The organism is Mesorhizobium sp. USDA 4413, from assembly GCF_056280365.1.
On record NZ_JBVPRP010000001.1, the window covers coordinates 2609653 to 2630345 of the forward strand.

General features: G+C 61.0%; 19 protein-coding genes and 1 riboswitch. Of the genes, 4 read left to right on the plus strand and 15 right to left on the minus strand.

Going from position 1 to position 20693, the window contains the following annotated elements:
- Positions 1 to 342 precede the first annotated feature (342 nt).
- From ACVMIM_RS12520 to ACVMIM_RS12550, 7 genes are all read right to left on the minus strand, one after another.
- Entirely contained in the window at positions 343 to 1119 is a 777-nt protein-coding gene (locus ACVMIM_RS12520) for a hydroxymethylpyrimidine/phosphomethylpyrimidine kinase (protein WP_476112254.1), read from the minus strand.
- Positions 1110 to 1715, minus strand: coding sequence for a thiamine phosphate synthase (locus ACVMIM_RS12525; RefSeq protein ID WP_476112256.1), 606 nt, complete (start codon positions 1713 to 1715; stop codon positions 1110 to 1112). Before ACVMIM_RS12525 ends, ACVMIM_RS12520 begins: the two co-directional genes overlap by 10 nt.
- Positions 1712 to 2485, minus strand: a complete 774-nt coding sequence (locus tag ACVMIM_RS12530; RefSeq protein ID WP_476112258.1) for a thiazole synthase — start codon at positions 2483 to 2485, stop codon at positions 1712 to 1714. The genes ACVMIM_RS12525 and ACVMIM_RS12530 overlap by 4 nt, the downstream gene beginning before the upstream one ends.
- Before the next feature lie 3 nt (positions 2486 to 2488).
- Positions 2489 to 2686, minus strand: a complete 198-nt coding sequence (gene thiS, locus ACVMIM_RS12535) for a sulfur carrier protein ThiS (RefSeq protein WP_041003920.1) — start codon at positions 2684 to 2686, stop codon at positions 2489 to 2491.
- On the minus strand, positions 2655 to 3662 hold the full coding sequence (gene thiO / locus ACVMIM_RS12540) for a glycine oxidase ThiO (RefSeq protein ID WP_476112260.1): 1008 nt from the start codon (positions 3660 to 3662) through the stop codon (positions 2655 to 2657). The genes thiS and thiO overlap by 32 nt, the downstream gene beginning before the upstream one ends.
- 3 nt (positions 3663 to 3665) lie before the next feature.
- On the minus strand, positions 3666 to 5504 hold the full coding sequence (gene thiC, locus ACVMIM_RS12545) for a phosphomethylpyrimidine synthase ThiC (RefSeq protein ID WP_476112262.1): 1839 nt from the start codon (positions 5502 to 5504) through the stop codon (positions 3666 to 3668).
- A 103-nt stretch (positions 5505 to 5607) separates the two neighbouring features.
- Positions 5608 to 5723, minus strand: a riboswitch (TPP riboswitch).
- Positions 5724 to 5928: 205 nt separating this feature from the next.
- Positions 5929 to 7473, minus strand: a complete 1545-nt coding sequence (locus ACVMIM_RS12550) for a Fic family protein (RefSeq protein WP_476112263.1) — start codon at positions 7471 to 7473, stop codon at positions 5929 to 5931.
- A 228-nt stretch (positions 7474 to 7701) separates the two neighbouring features.
- Here ACVMIM_RS12550 and ACVMIM_RS12555 point away from each other — a divergent pair, with 228 nt between their 5' ends.
- On the plus strand, positions 7702 to 7830 hold the full coding sequence (locus ACVMIM_RS12555; RefSeq protein ID WP_476112264.1) for a hypothetical protein: 129 nt from the start codon (positions 7702 to 7704) through the stop codon (positions 7828 to 7830).
- A gap of 40 nt (positions 7831 to 7870) precedes the next feature.
- Here the strand turns inward: ACVMIM_RS12555 and ACVMIM_RS12560 are convergent, their stop codons facing one another.
- The gene (locus tag ACVMIM_RS12560; protein WP_476112266.1) at positions 7871 to 8473 is read right to left on the minus strand and encodes a Fic family protein; all 603 of its coding nucleotides are present in this window, start codon (positions 8471 to 8473) and stop codon (positions 7871 to 7873) included.
- Positions 8474 to 8542: 69 nt separating this feature from the next.
- Between ACVMIM_RS12560 and ACVMIM_RS12565 the strand changes: the two genes are divergently transcribed.
- Positions 8543 to 8845 carry a hypothetical protein gene (locus ACVMIM_RS12565; protein WP_476112268.1) on the plus strand — a complete coding sequence of 101 codons (303 nt, stop codon included), beginning with the start codon at positions 8543 to 8545 and terminating at the stop codon, positions 8843 to 8845.
- A 553-nt stretch (positions 8846 to 9398) separates the two neighbouring features.
- Here the strand turns inward: ACVMIM_RS12565 and ACVMIM_RS12570 are convergent.
- Together ACVMIM_RS12570 and ACVMIM_RS12575 are read right to left on the minus strand one after the other, a co-directional pair.
- A complete protein-coding gene (locus ACVMIM_RS12570; protein ID WP_476112270.1) occupies positions 9399 to 10553 on the minus strand; it encodes a porin in 1155 nt (384 codons plus the stop codon).
- Between the two features lie 945 nt (positions 10554 to 11498).
- Positions 11499 to 12452 (minus strand): hypothetical protein, encoded by a 954-nt coding sequence (locus ACVMIM_RS12575; protein WP_476112272.1) that lies wholly within the window; start codon positions 12450 to 12452, stop codon positions 11499 to 11501.
- 1560 nt (positions 12453 to 14012) lie between these two features.
- Here ACVMIM_RS12575 and ACVMIM_RS12580 point away from each other — a divergent pair.
- Both ACVMIM_RS12580 and groL read left to right on the plus strand, forming a co-directional pair.
- Positions 14013 to 14327: a co-chaperone GroES gene (locus tag ACVMIM_RS12580; protein WP_040999456.1), complete on the plus strand. Its 315-nt coding sequence runs from the start codon at positions 14013 to 14015 to the stop codon at positions 14325 to 14327.
- A 56-nt stretch (positions 14328 to 14383) separates the two neighbouring features.
- Positions 14384 to 16015 carry a chaperonin GroEL gene (groL, locus tag ACVMIM_RS12585; RefSeq protein ID WP_040999454.1) on the plus strand — a complete coding sequence of 544 codons (1632 nt, stop codon included), beginning with the start codon at positions 14384 to 14386 and terminating at the stop codon, positions 16013 to 16015.
- Between the two features lie 39 nt (positions 16016 to 16054).
- On the opposite strand, the gene ACVMIM_RS12590 is transcribed toward groL, so the two are convergent.
- The 5 genes from ACVMIM_RS12590 to bioD all read right to left on the minus strand — a co-directional run bounded on the left by ACVMIM_RS12590 (position 16055) and on the right by bioD (position 20688).
- Positions 16055 to 17092, minus strand: coding sequence for an MBL fold metallo-hydrolase (locus tag ACVMIM_RS12590; RefSeq protein ID WP_476112274.1), 1038 nt, complete (start codon positions 17090 to 17092; stop codon positions 16055 to 16057).
- Positions 17093 to 17288: 196 nt separating this feature from the next.
- Positions 17289 to 17741: an aspartate 1-decarboxylase gene (gene panD, locus ACVMIM_RS12595; protein WP_040999452.1), complete on the minus strand. Its 453-nt coding sequence runs from the start codon at positions 17739 to 17741 to the stop codon at positions 17289 to 17291.
- 66 nt (positions 17742 to 17807) lie between these two features.
- Complete coding sequence (locus ACVMIM_RS12600; protein WP_476112276.1) at positions 17808 to 18791, minus strand: beta-ketoacyl-ACP synthase III; 984 nt, start codon at positions 18789 to 18791, stop codon at positions 17808 to 17810.
- Complete coding sequence (locus ACVMIM_RS12605) at positions 18788 to 20053, minus strand: adenosylmethionine--8-amino-7-oxononanoate transaminase (RefSeq protein ID WP_040999510.1); 1266 nt, start codon at positions 20051 to 20053, stop codon at positions 18788 to 18790. Before ACVMIM_RS12605 ends, ACVMIM_RS12600 begins: the two co-directional genes overlap by 4 nt.
- Entirely contained in the window at positions 20053 to 20688 is a 636-nt protein-coding gene (gene bioD / locus ACVMIM_RS12610; protein WP_071101205.1) for a dethiobiotin synthase, read from the minus strand. The genes ACVMIM_RS12605 and bioD overlap by 1 nt, the downstream gene beginning before the upstream one ends.
- Between the last annotated feature and the right edge of the window lie 5 nt (positions 20689 to 20693).

The following is a 20693-nucleotide window of genomic DNA, read 5'->3' on the forward strand; positions in this document are numbered from 1 at the left end:
AACAAATTCGCCCACCCCTTTGCTCATATTCTGCGAGCTTCAAAGCCAGACATGTAGTCCCTCAGTAGGATGGTGCATCGTCAACCCCGAATCGTCAGCATGAGGATGCCCTATCGCAAGTGTGCTGCACGGCAGCGCCCGTACGACGCTCGTCTTGGAGCCGATCGCAATCGCTGTCCTAAACGATAAAAAAGTGGCGGCGATCCTCCCGCCGCTTATTGTCGGCTGAACCGAAATCACCAATCGACGAACAAGAGCCACAAGAAGCGGCCAGCATCCAGATGCGTTAGTCATGACGCATTCGGCCGGCGAACATGATCCTTCGAGGCGAAGCAGGGGCGACTATCGCGAGCCCGATCCCCACATGGGGTTCTTCGAAATCTTTTCGAAGACAAGAAGCTTGGCCTGGAGCACGGCTTTCTCGATCAAATCCCCGGTCGCTAGATGCGCCGCGATCGCGCTGGTCAGCATGCAGCCGGTTCCACGCATAGATCCGGCAAGCCTGGGCATGTCGAAGCGGATGGGTTCCCGGCCGGGACTCAACAGGATGTCTGTGGACGTAGGTCCTTCCGCATGGCCGCCTTTGATCAGCAGCGCCTGCGGCCCGTCCGCAAGCAATCGCCGCCCCTGCCGCAGCGCATCATCGTCGTCCACGGCCAAATCCGAACCGGTCAGGATCGCCAGCTCGACAAGGTTCGGCGTGACGAGACGGCAAAGCGGCATGAGATCGCGCTTCAGGACCCCGATCGCACCCGGTTCCAGCAGTTGCCTGCCCGACGAGGAAGCCAGCACCGGGTCGAGGACTGCCGGTATTCGCGGATTTTCGCTGAGCACAGCGGCAACCGCCTCGACGACGCGTCCCGTCGAAAGCATGCCGATCTTTATCGCCGACACTCTGTTGGCCCGCAGCGCCGCGCGCATCTGATCGGCGACCAGACCGGGCTGCATATGGTGGATTGCCGTGACGGATTGGTGTGTCTGCACCGTTACCGCGGTGACGGCAACGCAAGCTCGCAAGCCAATGCCAGAGATCGTCTCGATGTCGCGCGCAATTCCCGCGCCTCCACTGGAATCCGATCCGCCGACGACGAGCACATATGGGTCTCGGTTCAGCGCCATGGGGCAGTCTTTTCGATCCATTCCCCGGTGCGGGCCTCGGGATCCGGGTTCAGCGTTATGTCCGTCACCACCGCAGCGCTGTCGGCACCGGCTCCGAAAACGCCGTCGAGCCGCTCGGGATTGAGGCCGCCGATAGCGACCAGCGGAATGGGTGCGACAGCGTCCTTCCAGGCGCGAACCCTTCCGAGCCCCTGCGGCGCCCATTTCATCTTCTTCAGGATGGTCGGATAAACGGGACCGAGCGCGACGTAGTCGGGCGTGGCTGCCATGGCCGTCTCCAGCTCAGCATAGTCGTGGGTGCTCAGTCCGAGCCTGATGCCGGCCGCCCGTATCTCCGGCAGGTTGGCGGCCTGCAGATCCTCCTGGCCGAGATGGACGAAGTCGCAGCGCTCCTCGATCGCCAGGCGCCAATGATCGTTGACGATGAGCTGGCAGTCGTGTCGTGCGCACAAGGCTTTTGCCTTGCGGACCTCCATACGCAGCCTGTCCTCGTCCATGTCCTTGATGCGTAGCTGCACCAGCCTGACGCCGAGCGGCACCAGCCGCTCGATCCAGGCGGCGCTGTCGACGATAAGGTAGAAGGGATCGAGCTTCATGAAAAAACCGCCCTGCCGATCGTAGGCGTCGATGGCACGGCGACGTCGCGCGGCTCGAGCAGGCCCGAACCATAGGCTTCGCGGCCGGCATCGACCGCCTTGCTGAAAGCCCGCGCCATGCCCACAGGATCGGCAGCCTTGGCGACCGCCGTGTTGAGGAGCACGGCGTCGAAGCCAAGCTCCATGACGGTTGCCGCGTGCGACGGGCGTCCGAGCCCCGCATCGATGATCAACGGAACGTCGGGGAAATGCCCGCGCATCGAACGGAGCGCCATTATGTTGACCGGCCCGAGCGCCGAACCGATCGGCGCGCACCACGGCATCAGGACCTTGCAGCCTGCCCCCAGCAGCCGCTCGGCGACGACAAGGTCGTCGGTGGTATAGGGGAATACGTCGAAGCCGTCCTCGCAAAGGATGCGGGCCGCCTCGACCAAGCCGAACACGTCGGGCTGCAGCGTGTCGTGATTGCCGATCACTTCGAGCTTGATCCAGGACGTGCCGAAGACCTCGCGCGCCATCTTCGCAGTCGTGACGGCTTCCCTCACGGAGTGACAGCCGGCGGTGTTGGGCAGGATTCTCGCACCGAGGGAGTTGACCAGCGACCAGAATTTCTCGCCGCCCCTGCCGCCAGCCATTTCACGGCGCAGCGAGGCCGTCACCACCGAGGTGCCCGAGGCCTTGACCGCTTCGGCGAGCACCGCCGGGGAAGGATATTGCGCGGTGCCCAGCAGCAGACGCGAGGCCAATTTTGTCCCGAAAAGCTCGAACATCGGCTAGCCTCCCTGCATGGGCGACAGGATTTCGATCCGATCGCCCTCGCTCAACTGGAATTCCGGCCGTTTGGCCGCGGGTACGACATCGCCGTTCAGCGCGGTGGCGAGCCAGCCGCCCTCGTAGTCCAGCTCCTTCAAAAGGGCGTCGAGCGTCGCCGCCTTGGCTTCAAGCGCTTCGCCGTTGACGATCAGCTTCATTTTCAGACTCCAGGTCGGCAGATGAATTGAAGAGAAGGTCGGCAGCCTGCTCGGCCATGGCCGGTGAAAGCAGGAAACCGTGCCGGTAAAGGCCGTTGATCGTGATCGCGCCGTCCCTCCGACGCTTTACCCGTGGCAGATTGTCGGGATAGGCAGGGCGAACGCCCACGCCCGTTTCGACGATCTCGGCCTCGCCGAACGCCGGATGAAGTGCGTAGGCCGCATTAAGGAGCTCCATAAGCGAACGGGCGGTAATCGGCCCGTCATGGTCGCTTTCGATCATGGTCGCGCCGACCATGAAGTGATGATCGGCCCGCGGCACCACATAGATCGGATGACGCGGATGGAGCAGACGCACCGGCCGGGCGAGTGAGACCTCACGCGTGTGGAGGATCAGCATTTCGCCGCGCACGCCGCGCAAGTCGTCGTCGGCCCGCGCCATGCCCGTGCAATCGATCACCTGATCGAAGCCGGAAGGAGCGATCTCGCCCGCCTCGAAGAGGAAGATGACGCCCATTGTGCGCAGTTTGCCGGCCAGCGCTTCGAGAACCCGGCGCGGATCGAGATGAGCTTCGCCGGCAAAGAACACCCCCTCGCGGAAGCGATCGGCAAGATCGGGCTCGAGGGCGGCAAGCGCCTCTTCGTCGACGGATTCGCAATTGCCCGTGCGAGCCGCATAACGGGCAAGCTCGGATGCATCGCGCGCATGGGCGACAACGAGAGTACCGGCTTTCGTCACGAGCCCGGGCAGTGTCCTTTCCCACCACTCGGCCGAAGTTTTGCCGAGCGTGACAACCGCCTCTTCGGCGCTTTCGCGCTCGCACCAGGGAGCGAGCATACCGCCGGCAAGCCAGGAGGCCTTGCCGCCTATCCGGCCCCTGATTTCAGCAACCGTAACCGACGCACCCCGCGCAGCCAATTCATGGGCGACGGTGAGGCCTGCCACACCGGCGCCTTTGACAAGCACACGGCGCATGACTCAGCGCGACGCCTGATCATCAAGCGCCGAAGGCTGTTCTTCCGACGTTTTGACCGGCATATAGAGATCGCCGCCTGCGCGGTATTTCTCCGCCATCGCCGCCATCCCCTCCTTTTGCGCTTCCGCGCGAATGTCGTGGGAGATGCGCATGGAGCAGAATTTCGGTCCGCACATCGAGCAGAAGTGCGCGACTTTATGCGCCTCCTTGGGCAACGTCTCGTCGTGGAGCGAACGCGCCGTCTCGGGATCGAGCGACAAGTTGAACTGGTCTTCCCAGCGGAACTCGAACCGCGCCCGCGACAGCGCGTCGTCGCGGATCTTCGCCGCCGGGTGCCCCTTGGCGAGATCGGCTGCATGCGCGGCGATCTTGTATGTGATGACCCCGGTCTTGACGTCGTTGCGGTCGGGCAGTCCGAGATGTTCCTTCGGCGTCACATAGCAGAGCATGGCTGTGCCGAACCAGCCGATCATGGCGGCGCCGATGCCGGAGGTGATGTGGTCGTAGCCGGGCGCGATGTCCGTGGTCAGCGGCCCAAGCGTGTAGAAAGGCGCCTCACCGCAAACGGCAAGCTGCTTGTCCATGTTCTGCTTGATCTTGTGCATGGGAACATGGCCCGGGCCTTCGATCATCACCTGGCAGTCCTTTGCCCAGGCGATCTTAGTCAGTTCGCCAAGCGTCTCCAGCTCGGCGAACTGCGCTTTATCATTGGCATCGGCGATCGAGCCGGGGCGAAGGCCGTCGCCGAGCGAGAAGGAGACGTCATAAGCCCGGGCGATATCGCATATCTCATCGAAATGCTCGTAGAGGAAGCTTTCGCGATGATGGTGCAGACACCATTTCGCCATGATCGAGCCGCCGCGGGAGACGATGCCCGTGACCCTGTCGACGGTCAGCGGGATATAATGCAGCCGCACGCCTGCATGAATGGTGAAATAGTCGACGCCTTGCTCGGCCTGCTCGATCAGCGTGTCGCGATAGACCTCCCAGCTCAGATCTTCGGCGACGCCGCCCACCTTCTCCAGCGCCTGGTAGAGCGGCACCGTGCCGATCGGCACCGGCGCGTTGCGCACGATCCATTCGCGGATGTTGTGGATGTTGCGGCCGGTCGACAGGTCCATGACAGTGTCGGCGCCCCAGCGGATCGCCCAGACCATCTTTTCGACCTCTTCGGCCATCGAGGAGGTGACGGCGGAATTGCCGATATTGGCGTTGATCTTCACCAGGAAATTGCGGCCGATGATCATCGGCTCGCTCTCGGGGTGATTGATGTTGGCGGGAATGATCGCGCGGCCCCGCGCCACCTCGTCGCGTACGAATTCCGGTGTGACGAAATCCGGGATCGATGCGCCAAATGCCTCGCCGTCCTGTTCAAGCCTGCCGCGCAGCATCTCGCGACCGAGATTCTCGCGGATGGCCGCGAATTCCATTTCGGGCGTGATGATGCCAGCGCGCGCATAGGCAAGCTGCGTCACGGCCTTGCCGGCCTTGGCCCGCAGCGGACGGTTGCGGATCGGAAATCCCCGCGTCAGGCGCTCGCCTGTCGCAAATCCGTTGTCCTCGGGCCTGAGGTGGCGACCATCATAGGCTTCGACATCGCCGCGCGCGGCAATCCAGTCTTGCCGAAACCGGGTAAGGCCCTTCTCGATATCGGTTTCGATCGCGGGGTCGGTGTAGGGGCCTGACGGGTCGTAGACCGTCACCGGCGGCTCGCCGGCAGTCGGGTGCACCGCGATCTCGCGCATCGGCACCCTGATTCGCGGATGCAGGACGCCGGGTTTGTGGATCTTCCGCGAAGCCGGCAGCGGCCCGGTCGATACGGTCGGGGTCAGGGCATTCATTTGAGGCTCCTTTGCTCGTTGCATTGGAGACCCAGTTCTGTGCCGGAAGGATGAAAAGACGCTTCGGTTTACCTGCCGAGACAGGTCTTCGGGCATGAACTCCCGCAAAGCGCTTGCACCGTCCCTCCGCCAGTATGAACTGGATCAGGTTCAACGGGTCACTGCGCCGCAAAGCCAGCAGTATCTCAGCCCCTTGCCGGGACTCCCCTGGTGAATGCTTGCGAATTGACCGGGCCGGCGCCGCTTTGTCAAGCGCGTTCGGGCAGCGGGCAGGCCGCGGCGCTGATCGGCTGCTGATCAAACTGCGGGAAACAGTTCGCGCACATGGCGGCGACAAATCGCGCGCCCGAGACAGGGCGGGGAAGGGACAAGAAGATTGTCAAATCACCGGACTGAAAGTTCGATTCTTGCGATGAGCTCGCCTTCAATCGGCACCAAAGGTTTGCGCGTAGATCGCTTCGATGCGCCTTGCCTCGTCGTTGGTCAGCTCGGCGAATTCCTTTTGGCGGGCGCGGTTCGACAGGTGGCCACCATTCTGATGGAGGAAACGGAAGAGTAGATCGGTTAGCCGGTCGGGCAGGTCGATAAAGGTACCGATCTGTCGCCGGAAATGATCGTAGCGCTGCAGAAAAGCGGTTTCGTCGGGAAGGTCCCGTTCGATCGTCCTTTGAACGCAGGAATAGAGGAATTCGGCTTGCGGGGTTGCGTCGAAAAATCGGTAGAAATCCCCGGTGTCATTCAGCACCCGGACGTTGAATTGCGGCGTCGCTTCCCAGTGGACCAATGGCAAAAGGCGCCGGGAATAGCTCTCGAGCACGCGCCGGTACTCATCTATCTGGTCCAGGATCGCGGCCGAGACGGGAAACACCACTCCCGACGGATTGAAGCCGTGCGTGGCAAGGACGTGATGGATTAGATAGCGGTGAATACGGCCGTTTCCGTCCTCGAACGGGTGGATATAGACAAAGCCGAAGGCGAGGATAGCGGCGGCGATGACTGCATCAAGGTTTTTCGCGGGGCCTTGATCGAAGGCCATCATCCCGTCAATCAGCCGCGGCAGGTCCTCAGGCCGAGCGCTGATGTGATCGGGCAGGGGCATGCGATTCTCCCTGTCATGCTCACCGACGAAGCCTCCCTCCTTTCGAAAGCCAAGTCTCACGAAACGGGCATCGCCGAGGACAATTCTTTGCAGGCGAAGCAACTCATCGCGATCGATTGGTTGCCGGCCAGCTTCGGCGATAGCGCGGCCCCAGCGTTGGATGCGATCTTCCGGCGGGCGCTCGCCCTCGATCGCGTAGCTTGATCGGGAGTCTTTGAGCAAAAGAAAGGCGGCGGTCCGAGCAAGGAGGTCGCGCGGCACGTCCGCTACGATTGCCTCCGCGCGTCGCGCCAGCTCAAGGCCGATGAATTTTTCGAGCGTCTTGGTGCGGAACACCAGAGGGCAGAACTCAGGCGTACCGGGGAGATTGTCCTTTATGCGGTAGCGCGAGACGGTTTTCTCGGGTCCGGACCACTGCAGCTCGGGATCGATGATCGGAACATAGCGTCCGGCATCAGCATCGGGCAGATCGAGACGCGCGCCTGTCAGCCATTCATATAAAAACCAGATTCGGCGGGCATAACCGCCGCTCGGGCTTTCACGGACCAGCGCCTCGATCGGCCCCGGACCGGTCACTTGGAAGAGCCGCTTGAGGACGGCTAGGTCGAGCCCTTCGTACTTGAGCGCGAAGGTTAGGTGGCCTTCGAGGGTTGGATGCGGAGCATGGCGGGGCGTCATGATCCGCCAGCCATTCCGTTCGGTAACGCGATGATGCTGGCCGGTGGCAGACAACGTTCGCGGCAATGGCACAGCGAGACCATAGGCTCCGATCAGGGCGCTATAGCCGGCCGGGGTCGCCGTCTCGGGAAGCCGGACTTCCTGAAAAACGATAACAGGGCCTGAAAATTGGTTCTGCTGCGCCGATACCATGAAATTGGGCTCTTCTCTCGAATTCCTGTCCAAGTCGGCCAGTGTCCATGAAAAATGAACCTATCCCATGAAAATAGATGCTGCAAACTGGATTTTGCCGAAAACGGATTCTACAATGTTGCTGAGAGGTTTCGCGCTAGATTTTCTGCCCCTTGGCGACGACTGGGCCGTCTTAACGCAGGGTGGCAGCGTGCCGAACGTCTCTTTCGGGGCGAAACGACCGCCGCGATGAGTAGCCCCTTCTGGCGTCGCATTTGCGCGATCGCGAAATCGTTCACCGTGACCAACGGTCACCTGGCGACCATTGCCTGGACCGGCAGGAAGAACCGCCATCGCGTCAAGAAACTGGGCATCTAAGAGGGCGGTGCCTGTCTGGGTAGTCGCTCAGGGCTCGGTTTCAGTAATGCTCGATGGGTCGGGATTCCCCACGGTCGAACGCCGCCGTGCGGCGGATCGGTGATGAAGCCGCTGCTCGCCCGCGTGCAACGACGTTGTACCTGAGCCGACGGCGAACCCTGGACTTCCTTGCAGGACGACTTCTGAACTCACCGGGAACGATCTCGACCTTCGATCCATCTGGTCGTTCCATGAACCTGAATTCTGCGGGCATCTCGTCATAGAACATGCGATGCACCGAAGCGATGAACTCAACCGACGTCGGGCTCGGCAAATCTCCTTTGGAGTACATCTCATCGATTTTGCGCTGGACGATAACGTGCGCCTTGGCCTCGAGCGCTAATGCTCGCCGTTCAGGTTCCACCTCTGCACCCGCCAGTGCCTTTTCGATGTCCTTGGGACGCGTGTTGTGCCCCTCGATCAGGTTCGAGTAGTAGCAATTCATCATCCGAACCAGGTCGGCGAGTTCCGCAGCCGATTCTGGATGGAGGCCGCGCCCCAAATTGTCTGCCTCCCTCTGCAGTTCTACCGTGAGGTCCGCTAAGACGGACGGGATGGTGTCCTGGAAAAAACAGGGCTCGATACGAGCAGGCGTTTCAAGCATTTTTTGCCGATCCTAAAAGATCCCAATTGCCTTTTATGTAAGGCACTTACGTCAGCAATAGGCAAGGGGTTGCCGATTATTGTTGCCGATCTTCGTTGCCACATCGCAGTGTGTACGCCGCAGGAGTGGGGCGAGGGCCTAAGCGAATGCCCTGCAATCTCGATACGGCAAATCGCCCTCCGGTTGTCTAACGTCGCCGATCTTGCCTGGCGCGAGGACAATCGCCGGAAGAGTAACGGCCAGCTGACGGCGCTGGTCCTGTTCGCCGCGATGCGGAACCCGACCTCGAGGAACTTCTGCGGCTACTGGCAGGGGAACAGCCCGCCCGATCCGGACTTCGAGGACTTCGACAGGCCGTTCGCGCCCGCCTGAGCCTCAGGCAGCGATCTCCCACAGGCGGCGGTGGCCGTCCAGCATCGGCGGACGCGCCCAGCCTTCTGGAGAGCATCAAGGATCGAGACAGGCGGTTTGCCGATGAGGGCGACCCGGGGGTCGTCTCCGCAAAGGCCATGCCTTGTCGCGAATTCCTGGGCGCATTCGGCGGTCGACAGCGGCCGCCTGGCGGTGCGCAGGATCTCGAGCGTCATCTGTCGCTTGTTCGTCCCGCCGATAAACTTGTCGAGTTCCTTCCCTCATTGCCGTCGGCGGACGGCCGCGGCGCTTCCGCGGCTGCTCGTCCGGCTTCCATTCCGGCTCGTAGATCGAGATCACCTTGTCGACGGCCGCGATCTGCGCCTGCAACTGGCAAGCGCCGCCACCAGCTCGCGGGCACGCCCTGCCAGCTCGCTTCGTTTGCTCTTCAACTCGTCTGAAACGCCCATCTTGCCCCCTGAATCCTGCTTTCAGAGCTACCGGATCAAAGATTAAACTTCTGGTGGCGGTTGCTACCTGTCATCGCAATTACCTGGATGCAGCTCTTCATCCGTTAGAACGAGCGTTGGAAACGCAGGATGCCGCCGACGCTGTTGTTTTTGTCGGCGTTAGTCCAGTTCACGTTGGAAGGGTCCACCATGCCGACGCCAAAGTCGCCGCAGTGGTCATAGTCGACTTCGGCTGTTACCGTGAAATCTGGAATGAACGTATAGGCGACGTTCGCAGCGACACCATAGTTCTTGAACCGATCGCCCGAGACCTGAAGGTTGAAGACAGTTGCCTCGTTGAACTTGTAAGTGGCGCCAGTCCAGAAGGCCCAGTTGCCGCCCCAAGTTTTGTAGAAGCCGCGGCCGTGAGCGTCGATTGCATTAATGGAATCATCGTTCAGCTTGCCATTGGAACCGTAGCCTAACATTCCGAATAGTGACAGCTCGCTGGTGACATTGACGTCGACGCGGACTTTGCCGGCCACCGATCCGTAGTTGCTGTCATAAGCGGCAACACCGGTAATCGCGCCCCATTGTTGTGTGTATTTCAGGCCGCCGACCACGTGCGGTACGTAGCTATCGATGGTGCCGACCACGCCTTCGCCTTCTTCAAGGGAAACCACGGCCGAAAAGCCGTCGCCGGCGTCAAAGTAGTACTGGATGACGTTGGTTTCCAAATCACCGTAGGGCACGAGCATCTGATTGAGCACGTTGCCGGGATAGCCGATAAACATGTCGAAGGCCGACCAGTCCTTACCAATTCGAAGGTCGCCAAGCTGGATCCAGGCGAAGGTCAGCCTGAAATCTCTATTGGAGGCATAGTTTTGAGTACTGCCCGGATCCGAATAATCGTTGAGATTGCCAAAGTTCATTTGGGCTTCGGTATAGGTCTTCAACGTGCCGAACTCGGTTTCCCGGTTCGTCCAGGTCTTCACCGTGAAGCGGGCATTCTTCTTCCAGGTTGCATTGGTGCTGCCGTCCTCGTGGTCGGTTGCCTTTGCGCCATCCAACGAGCCGACGTCACCCAAGCCGATGTCATAGCGGACATAGCCGCCGATGCGCAGGCAGGTTTCGGTGCCTGGGATATAGAAGAAGCCTGCGCCATAGACGTCGCAGATGTTGACGTATTCGTCCGCAACTGGCTCGGCGTCGACGGCGCGTGCGTCCGAAACTGCAATGAGGGTCGCAGCTGAGCCGAGAAGAAGGCTCGTGATCTTCATTCTGAATCTCCGTTCAAAGATATAAAAGAGGAAGGGCGTCAAAGAGCGGATCCTTCCCTTATCCCCACGATCTAAAAGTGAGGCGCAATGCACTGCGCCTTTCACAGGGTAACGAGCCCCTCATGACAATTGTTCAAGAACAGAGGCGAAGAAGCTGAATCGTATTGTTAAACAGCGGGGCATCTATGGATCTGTTAACTGCTGCCATACAACACTGTGAACCAATCGCCATAGTCATCTCCGCTAGTTGTGAGGAGACCCTCACAACGGCTTCCAAAGTTGCATTCGCAAGTGACGTGCCATCCGGCGACGCAGCTGCGAGTTGACACTAAAGCTTGCCGGCGGACCTTGGTTCGCGCTTCCTTCTCTTTTTGCCTTGAGATCTAGCCGAGCACGAAACGCCAAGGTCTTGGATATGGTTCGTGTGTTCGATATGCGACAGTTTCGTTCAAAGGCGACAGCTTTGTTTGCTGTGAGCCTCGATTATTGAGACGTCATGCGGCGGCACCGCTCGGTACGTCAGGCGGGTGCCGCACGACGCTGACGTAATGGTCGTGAGCGAGACTGGGCATGTGATCCTTGCGGCGTGGCCCGCGCCGTAAGCGTTATTGCCGTTTTCGAGATTCACCTGAATCGCTTGGCAAATGGACCAAGGACGGGATAGTGGACATCGAAAACGGTCCTGTTCGCGTGCGGGCGGCAGCATCGCTTCGCGATTCGCGCGGTTGCTGTCGCATTCGACGCTTTTCTCGACCGGGCTTCCCTTAACGAGGGGTAGGTGCGACGGCAACCAACACGCGGTGAACAGGGCGTGTCGTTGCGCACACGAGCCTCACGGCTGCCGTACCCTTTCGCGAGACTCGGCCATGTCGCGAAATCGGCCGCGTCTGACCATGCAGCAGGATTGCGATTGTCCAACGGCAACCTGGCGCTGGCAGTGCTTGCTCAGAACTTGATGCTCGCCTGCCCGAACACGCCGTAGCGTTCAACCTCCCAATGCTGGATCTGCGGCCAACCACCGCCCGGCGTCCTCTCGAAATGAGCGGCGCCAGCAGCTGCCGTGCGCCAGTAGCGGCCGCCGACGCCGATGTTGAACAAATCCGTGACTTTGTAGTTCAACATTGCCTCGAGTTGGACGCCATGTCCGTTGCCGTCTTCGGGCATCGGATTGATCTCTGGGCGCAGATGGTGCTGATCCTTGCCGTCAAGCCGCGTGAACAGCACTGCGACGTCACCGGAAAGGGTGAGTCGTTCGGTGAGTTGCGTCTGCCCGGCCAGGCCTAGTCGCAGCGAATGCCAATCGTTATCCTGGCTGATGACGCCCATATTGTTCGTAATGGCTGGTACGCAAATCCCCGGATTGGCCGCCTGCTGCGCGCAATGGATGGTGTGGTAGCTCTCGTTCCAGAAATTGTATCCGACATAAGCACCCATGCGGTAACGCGGCGTGTTCCAGAAATTATATCCGAGGTCGGCGGTGAAATACGTGATGCGACCGTTGTGCTGATCGGACAACGTGCTCGAATAGGATTTCAGGGACAAAGAGGGGTGCACGAAATCCTCGTCGGTAAGAGAACCCTTGGGGATCCCGCCCGCACCGAGGAAGCCCTTGACGAAGATGCCAGTCGGATTGTGGGTCGCGTTGAGGAAGACTTCGCCCGATAGGGCACCGAGATCGTTGTATGTGAGCCGCGACACCATCACCGCGCCACTGCTGTCGTAGAGGTCCTTCGATGCTTCGCCTCCACTGTACCAGTAGCGTAGCCCGCCCTCGAATGAAAAGACCGGGGCCACTGCGTCGGCTCGCACCGCCGGTTCCGCGAACACCGGGCCGTCGGCTGCGGCCGCACCCGCCGACAGACCGCAAAGCGCGACATATATCAAAAGCATTCGCCGCATCGGCAGATTCTCCTTAGTGTTGATCTTCGGGTTCTGGCGCCGACATCCACAAAATTGGCCTGCTTGGACCGACTGCGGAGTTGGTCTCCAGGCAAAAAGACAGCGTGGCAAAGTGCCTCGCAGCCATGGCCTGACTGTTGCTTGCCGTGCGGCCGCTTGCTTCTTCTGGTCCGCGATTGTCTTACGGTACGGCCTGATCCCAGCAGACAGCATGGGGCGAACATTGCAACACTCTCCGCGAGACGCGTTTAGCGACACTCGCAGCAACATGCGTGCCAAAAAAAGAACTCATGAGACGCATGCCAACCGATCGCCGCGTCCGACATTCGTCGCGCCTCGCACAATGGCAAAGGATCCTGTCGCAAATTGTCGGCGAGAGGGTTGCGGCATGAAAGCTCTTCAAATTCTGCGGAGCTCGTGACCTTCAAAGTCCCCACTTCGACCGATTCGCCGATGCCGCGCCGGCAGATTTCCAAGGTCGGCCACGGCGCGGAAGCCCCTCGCGCGAATCCGGGCGTCGCCACAGTGAAAACCTCGCTTGGCGGGACCAGCGGCCCCGGCTCGTTGTCGGAATCCGACTGGTGGAGCCAGGTCGGGCTTCTGGTTCCGATCATTCGAGCGCGGCGGGATCGCCCGTTAGCTTTGTCTTGATCCACATCAGTCCACGTCGGATGCCATGCTTGAGCATGGCTGTTGCCACTCGCGTCCCCAACCGTGTCTTCCCGCTCGCGGACGTACAACGAGGCATCTCGCCCAGGCGTGCCGACAGCAAATTTATGAAAGAACTATCGACGGTTCCCTTCAAATTCCTGCAAGGAATTCGACAAAATCGCGACGCCGCTTTACCCACAAGGCGCGAAGAATTGCTAACTAATTGAAATTTAAGCCACCGCTGCATCTGGCATGACGTTTGCTCTCTGCCCGTACATGTGAAGACGTTATACAAAAATGTGAAGACGTTACAAAAATATAATGCGTGATCGATTTGATTTACTGAAAGGCAAGATAATAAACTCCATCAGAAAGGAGCAAGACAAATGACAAGTGCCATGGCGACAGCAGCTTTGCTTATGGTTTCGGCGTTCGCGGTTCGCATTGGACAAACGGAACCAAGGATGCGCCGAGTACTCGCAGGTATACCGAGACATATCCGTGAAGCCGCCAGAACGCGCTCCCTCTGTTAAATGTGAATGTGGACGCTTCTTCGTTTCCTATCCTTGCCGCAAGCTGAACCAACTGCCTGATGGACGTGCATCTGACGACTATGCATGCCAGACGCAATACGCGCCAAATACCCTTTTGCGCAGCGCTTAGCATGGTGCCGCCCCGAACCTTGGTCCCGCGCTTGCGCGACAAGGCTCAAGCGTCTCGTTGGAAAATCACAGGGGCCATGATGTTCGGAAATTCACCTGGGTCAGTCCACCTCTTGAAACGTGAAAGGAGCAAAACCAGTTCGGCATGCGCGCGCGATGCCGCAAAAGTCGCGCGAACCCCATTCTGGCCCTGCGGGGTCGGGTCCGGGGAGTCTCTCGCAATCTGTTTGTCCTAAAGGAGAACGACATGAAGTTCCGTCCATTGCATGACCGCGTACTCGTTCGTCGCATCGAGGCCGACGAAAAGACGGCCGGCGGCATCATCATCCCCGACACGGCCAAGGAAAAGCCGCAGGAAGGTGAAGTTATCGCCGTCGGCCCAGGCGCTCGCGATGAGAGCGGCAAGCTCACCCCCCTCGACGTGAAGGTCGACGACCGCATCCTGTTCGGCAAGTGGTCCGGCACCGACATTAAGCTCGACGGCGAAGACCTGCTCATCATGAAGGAAAGCGACATCTTGGGTGTGATCGAGGTTCCGGCCTCAGCCAGGCAAGCCGCGTGACCGAAACTGACCGACACAAACAGTAAACAAGAACTGCCTCTTCTCAGGAGTGAACCATGGCTGCCAAGGAAGTGAAATTTCATTCTGATGCCCGCGAGCGCATGCTGCGCGGCGTCGACATTCTCGCCAATGCGGTGAAGGTGACGCTTGGTCCCAAGGGCCGCAACGTCGTCATCGACAAATCGTTCGGCGCCCCCCGCATCACCAAGGACGGCGTCACCGTCGCCAAGGAGATCGAGCTCGAGGACAAATTCGAGAACATGGGCGCGCAGATGGTGCGCGAGGTCGCGTCCAAGACCAGCGACATCGCCGGCGACGGCACCACCACCGCCACGGTGCTGGCGCAGTCGATCGTGACCGAGGGCACCAAGGCAGTCGCGGCCGGCATGAACCCGATGGATTTGAAGCGCGGCATTGACAAGGCGGTAGAAACGATCGTCGCCGATTTGAAGGCCAAAGCCCGCAAGGTGACGAAGAACGACGAGATCGCCCAGGTCGGCACGATCTCGGCCAATGGTGACGCCGAGATCGGCCGCTTCCTCGCGGAGGCCATGGAAAAGGTCGGCAACGAGGGCGTCATCACCGTCGAAGAAGCGAAGACCGCCGAGACCGAGCTCGAAATCGTCGAGGGCATGCAGTTCGACCGCGGATATCTGTCGCCCTACTTCATCACCAACCAGGAGAAGATGCGCGTCGAGCTCGAAGAGCCCTATGTGCTGATCCACGAGAAGAAGCTTTCCAACCTGCAAGCGCTGCTGCCGGTGCTGGAGGCGGTGGTGCAGTCCTCAAAGCCGCTGCTGATCATCGCCGAGGATGTCGAGGGCGAAGCGCTGGCGACGCTGGTGGTCAACAAGCTGCGCGGCGGGCTGAAAGTGGCCGCCGTCAAGGCTCCGGGCTTCGGCGACCGCCGCAAGGCTATGCTGGAGGATATCGCCATCCTGACCGGCGGCACGGCGATCAGCGAGGATCTCGGCGTCAAGCTCGAGAATGTCACGCTGGAAATGCTTGGCCGTGCTCGCAAGGTGGAGATAGAGAAGGAAAACACCACCCTTGTCGACGGTGCCGGCCATAAGGACGAAATCAACGGCCGCGTAGCTCAAATTAGGGCCCAGATCGAGGAGACCACCTCCGACTACGACCGCGAGAAGCTGCAGGAGCGCCTGGCCAAACTCGCCGGCGGCGTCGCGGTGATCCGTGTCGGAGGCTCGACCGAAGTCGAGGTCAAGGAGCGTAAGGACCGCGTCGATGACGCGCTGCACGCCACTCGCGCGGCGGTCGAGGAAGGTGTCTTGCCGGGCGGCGGCGTTGCACTGCTCAGGGCAGCAACGGCGCTCGACAATGTCTTTATCGACAACCCAGACCAGAGGACCGGTGTCGAGATCGTGCGGCGCGCCATCGAGGCTCCCGCTCGCCAGATCGCCGAAAACAGCGGGGCGGAAGGCTCCATTATCGTGGGCAGGGTTCGCGAGAAGCCTGAGTTCGGCTATGGCTGGAACGCGCAGACCGGCGAGTATGGCGACCTCTTCAGCCAAGGCGTGATCGACCCCGCCAAGGTCGTGCGCACGGCGCTGCAGGACGCCGCCTCGGTCGCCGGCCTGCTCGTCACCACCGAGGCGATGGTGGCCGAGAAGCCGAAGAAGGAAATTCCCGCCCCGCCGATGCCGGGCGGCGGCGGCATGGATTTCTGACGAGCGCCACTTTCTTTCTTATCGTGGGAGAGGGCGGAGCTACCTTACCAATGGTCCGTTCGCCCTCTTCCAGGCGTCGATTCCGCCCTCGATGTGGCAGGCTGATGTGAGGCCCTGATCCTGGGCGGCCTGCACCGCCATGGCCGAACGCTCGCCGAAGGCGCAGTAAAGCACAAGCCGCTTGCCGGTCGAACGGACGAGCTCGTGCAACACGCCGCCGGGAGCGATGTTTTCTTGCAGCCTCGGGTAGGGCACATGCAGCGCCCCCGGAATAATGCCCTGGCGTTCGCGCTCGGAGCTTTCGCGCAGGTCGATCAGCGCGACATCCGGCTTGCCGACCAGCGCCAACGCTTCGTTGGCATTGGCCGCCCAGCCGCGCCGCGCGACCTCGTCCTGCTGCAGCCCGACCTTCATATTGGCGGGCACGGCGACATCCATCATTTTCGGGTTGGCGAGCTTCAGATTGTTCATGATCTCGACATACTCCTCGACCGACCTCACCTGCAGGCGCGGATTGAAGGCCTTCTCCTCGCCGATTGTGGAGACAGTGTCGCCCTTGTAGTCATGCGCCGGGTAGACCAGCGTCGCATCCGGCAGCCTGAGCAGGCGGCCGAAGATCGACTCGTACTGGTGTCGCGCATCGCCGTTCGGGAAGTCGGTGCGGCCGGTGCCACGGATCAGTAGTGTGTCGCCAGTGAACACCCGGTCGGGCAGGACGAAACTGTAGGAATCGTCGGTATGACCCGGTGTGTGGACGACGTCGAGCGCCAGCCCCTCAATGGTCAGCCTGTCACCGTCGGTAAGCCGCATTGATACCACGTCGGCCTTGGTCTGCTCGCCCATCACCGTAATGCATTGCGTTTTGTCGCGCAGCGCGCCAAGGCCGGTGATGTGGTCGGCATGAAGATGCGTGTCCACCGCCTTGACCAGCCTCAGATCGAGCTCACGCACGAGCTGGAGATAGCGGTCGACCTTGTCCACAACCGGATCGATGATCAATGCCTCGCCGCCTCGGCGACTGGCAAGCAGATAGGAATACGTGCTCGAAATGGAATCGAATAGCTGACGGAAGATCATGATTTGCTCCATATCGTCTGGTCGCGATCTTTTTTGCGGCTTGTCCTGGGGCTCTACCGCTACCCTACGGCGCCACTCAGCGCTCGCCGATCAGGATGGCCTCGAAGTTCGTCATAGCCTCCTCACGGCGGGTCAAGACACCACGTGGACGGGGACGGGAAACACCGCATCGGCTCATGCATGTGCCAGGGACAAGTCACGCCCGGAAAACAAGCGCAGGAGTAGCCAATGCCTCATTGGCTTCATCATGGATCGAGAAACTGTAACGGCCACATGCGTCGAGGTCGACCGAGTAGGTCAGACGCTCGCGTATGTGATTGTCCTGGTCGAACGCGACGATCCGCGGCTTCAGCGCTGCGATATGCGCTTCGTTCAGGTAGATAGAGTTGCACACGATGATCGGGTCGCCAGGCTGGCAGGTGCGGGCGGCAGCACCATTGAGGATGCAGCATCGTGACCCGCGCTCGCCGAGGATGACATAGGTCGAAATCCGCGCCCCGGAATTCTTGTTCCATATTTCCACGAATTCCATGGGCAGGATCCCGGCTGCCTCGCAGTGGTCAGGGTCGAGCGTTATCGAACCATGGTAGTTGAGGTTTGCTTCAGTGACGTGGATGCCGTGGAGTTTGCCAGCGACTACTTTTCGCATTGGTCTGTTGTCCTTTTTTGCGTCCCGCATGAATAGTCTTCATGTCGTGTCGGGGCCGGCGCGCGGCTACATTCCGACCACGAGCGCGCCGCCGTTGAGACCGGCGCCCGCTGCCGCCAGAAGGATTTTCTCACCCCGCCGGAGTGGCTGCGCATGATTGGCGAGCGACAACGAAAGCGGGATCGTTGCGGCCGAAGAGTTACCGTATTCGGCAATCGTCTTGACGATTGCCTGGTCATTAATGCCGAGGTTTCGGCCGACGGCATCGAAAATGCGGGCGTTGGCTTGATGCGGGACGAACCGGTCGATGTCTTGCGGTCGCATTTGAGCTTTGGCGAGCGCGTCCCTTGAACATGCCGTCATCATCTCCACGGCTTTGGCGAACACTTCGCGGCCGTCGACGATCGTCATGCGCGTCTGCGCGAGATCAAGGTCGTTGTCAAAAGGCGTGTTGCTTCCTCCGGCGGGGATCTGGATCAATCCGTAGCGCGAACCGTCCGAATCCACCGAAGCGCCGAGAATGCCGCGTTCTGCATCCTCGCTGGGACCGATCACGACTGCCCCGGCGGCATCAGCAAACAGCACGGCGCTGGCGCGCTCGGCCGGGTTGATGCGGCGGCTCAAAATGTTGGCGGAAATGACAAGGGCGGGTCGACCGTGCACGCAGGTGAACCCGTCGGCGAACATCAGCGCATAGATGAAACCGGCGCAGGCGCCGGTCAGGTCGATGGCACCGGCGCGGCCGAGCCCGAGCCGGTGCGCGACCAGCGGCGCGCTCGGCGGCAGGAGATGGTCGGGGGTTGACGTGGCGAGCAAGAGAAGACCGATGTCGCTCCGATCGATACCGGCATTTGCCAGCGCCATGTCGCCGGCGAGCGCGGCAAGGCCCGAAAGCGTGTCTTCATCAGTCGCCCAGAAGCGCGAGCGAATTCCGGTGCGCCGTTCGATCCAGCCTGGCTCGAGGCCGAGATTGTTCTCGATCTCGGCGTTTTCAACCTTGCGCCCAGGCACTTGATGGCCAAGCCCGAGGATGCGCGAGGACCTGCTCATGGCTTGGATCCGAAGCGTTCGCCGGCCTCCTCGATGGCGTCATAAAGCCGATCGAGCTCGGCGCTGGTTACGCAATAGGGTGGGAGCAGATAAAGCACATTGCCGAGCGGGCGCACCAGCAATCCCTGCTCGAGGAAGAATGCCCGCAACTTTGGACCGATCTCGGCCAGATAGCCGGGGGATGCGGTACCCAGATCGAGCGCAGCGATCGTGCCGGTGATCCGGCGGTCGGTGAAGCAAGCATTGTCGTGAAAGCGCTGAAGGCCAGCGGCCTGCAGCGCGGCGAGCGCCGCGATCCGTTCGATAACAGGCTCGTCCTGCCAGATCTCGACGTTTGCGAGTGCCGCCGCGCACGCAATCGGATTGGCCGTATAGGAGCTCGAATGGAAGAAGGTCTTCTTCCGGTCGACCGAATAGTGGGCCTGGAAGATGGCGTCGGTCGCCAGCGTCGCGGCGAGCGGAATGGTGCCGCCGGTCAGGCCCTTCGAGGTGCAAAGGATGTCGGGCGAGATATTCGCCTGCTCGCAGGCGAACATGGTTCCGGTGCGTCCCCAGCCGGTCATCACTTCGTCGGCGATCAGGAGCGTGCCCGAAGCCTCGGCGATCCTCTTGAGTTCAGCCAAAATCCAGCCCGGATACATCAGCATGCCGCCGGCGCCGAGCACCAGCGGCTCGACAATAAGCGCGGCTGCGCGCCGGTCGCGAGAGACGACCTCGAACCGATCCAGCGTTTCCTGCTCGCGTCCCGCAGCCGGGAAGGGGATGGTGTCGACTTCGAACAGCATGGGTTCGTAGGCGGCGTTGAAGACACCGCGCGCGCCGACGCTCATCGTGCCGATCGTGTCGCCATGGTAGCTGTGCTCCATGACGACGATGCGCGAGCGCGGCGCGCCAATATTGCGGAAATAGCCGAGCGCCATCTTCAGCGCGACCTCGACAGAGGTCGAGCCGCTGTCGGAATAAAACACCCAGTCGAGTCCGGACGGTGCAAGGTCCGCCAGCGCCTTGGCGAGGCGCTCGGCCGGCTCGTGCGTGAAGCCGGCGAAGATGATCTGGTCGAGCGCCGACGCGGTCGTCTCGATGGCCTTGACGATGCGCGGATGGCGATGGCCATGGGTGACGACCCACCAGGACGAAATGGCGTCGAGGATGCGGGTGCCATCGGCCTTGTGGAGATAAGCGCCTTCAGTCCGGACAATTTCGGGCATCGCCGGCTCGAGCGCGTGCTGGGTGAAAGGGTGCCAAACGCGGGATTGCGACATCATTGACCGCGTGCAATCGGCGAGAGATCGAAGCCCGAAACCATCGCTTCCCTCAAGGTTTTAGATGTCAGCGGATCAAGGTGCGGCAGCCTGCCGAGCTGCCGCACATTGCCAAATTCCACGATCGTCCTTTGGCTGTCCGCCATTTCCTCGCCGATGAAGGCGACGCCGATGAGCGGGATGGCACGGGCCCTGAGCGCCTCGATCGACAACAATGTGTGATTGATGGTGCCGAGGGCGGTGCGCGCGCAAAGAATGACCGGCAGTTGCCATTCCCCGAATATGTCGATGAATCTTGTCTGCCGATTGAGCGGTACCATCACTCCGCCAGCGCCTTCGATGATGAGCGGGCCTGGCAAGTCCGGGAGTGAAAGTTTCGCCGCCTCGATTGCGACGCCATCGATTTCGGCCGAACGATGCGGCGACAGTGGCGTCTTCAGACGATAGACTTCCGGCAGGATGCGCCCCGCCGGCAGGCCGGAAAGCCGGGCAACAGCCTCGCTGTCTGTCTCTTCGTCGAGGCCCGATTGCACCGGTTTCCAGTAGAAGCCGTCGAGCAGGCCGGCGAGGCCCGCCGAAAACACCGTCTTGCCGATGCCGGTATCCGTTCCGGTGATGACTATGCCTCTGCTGATGTCGC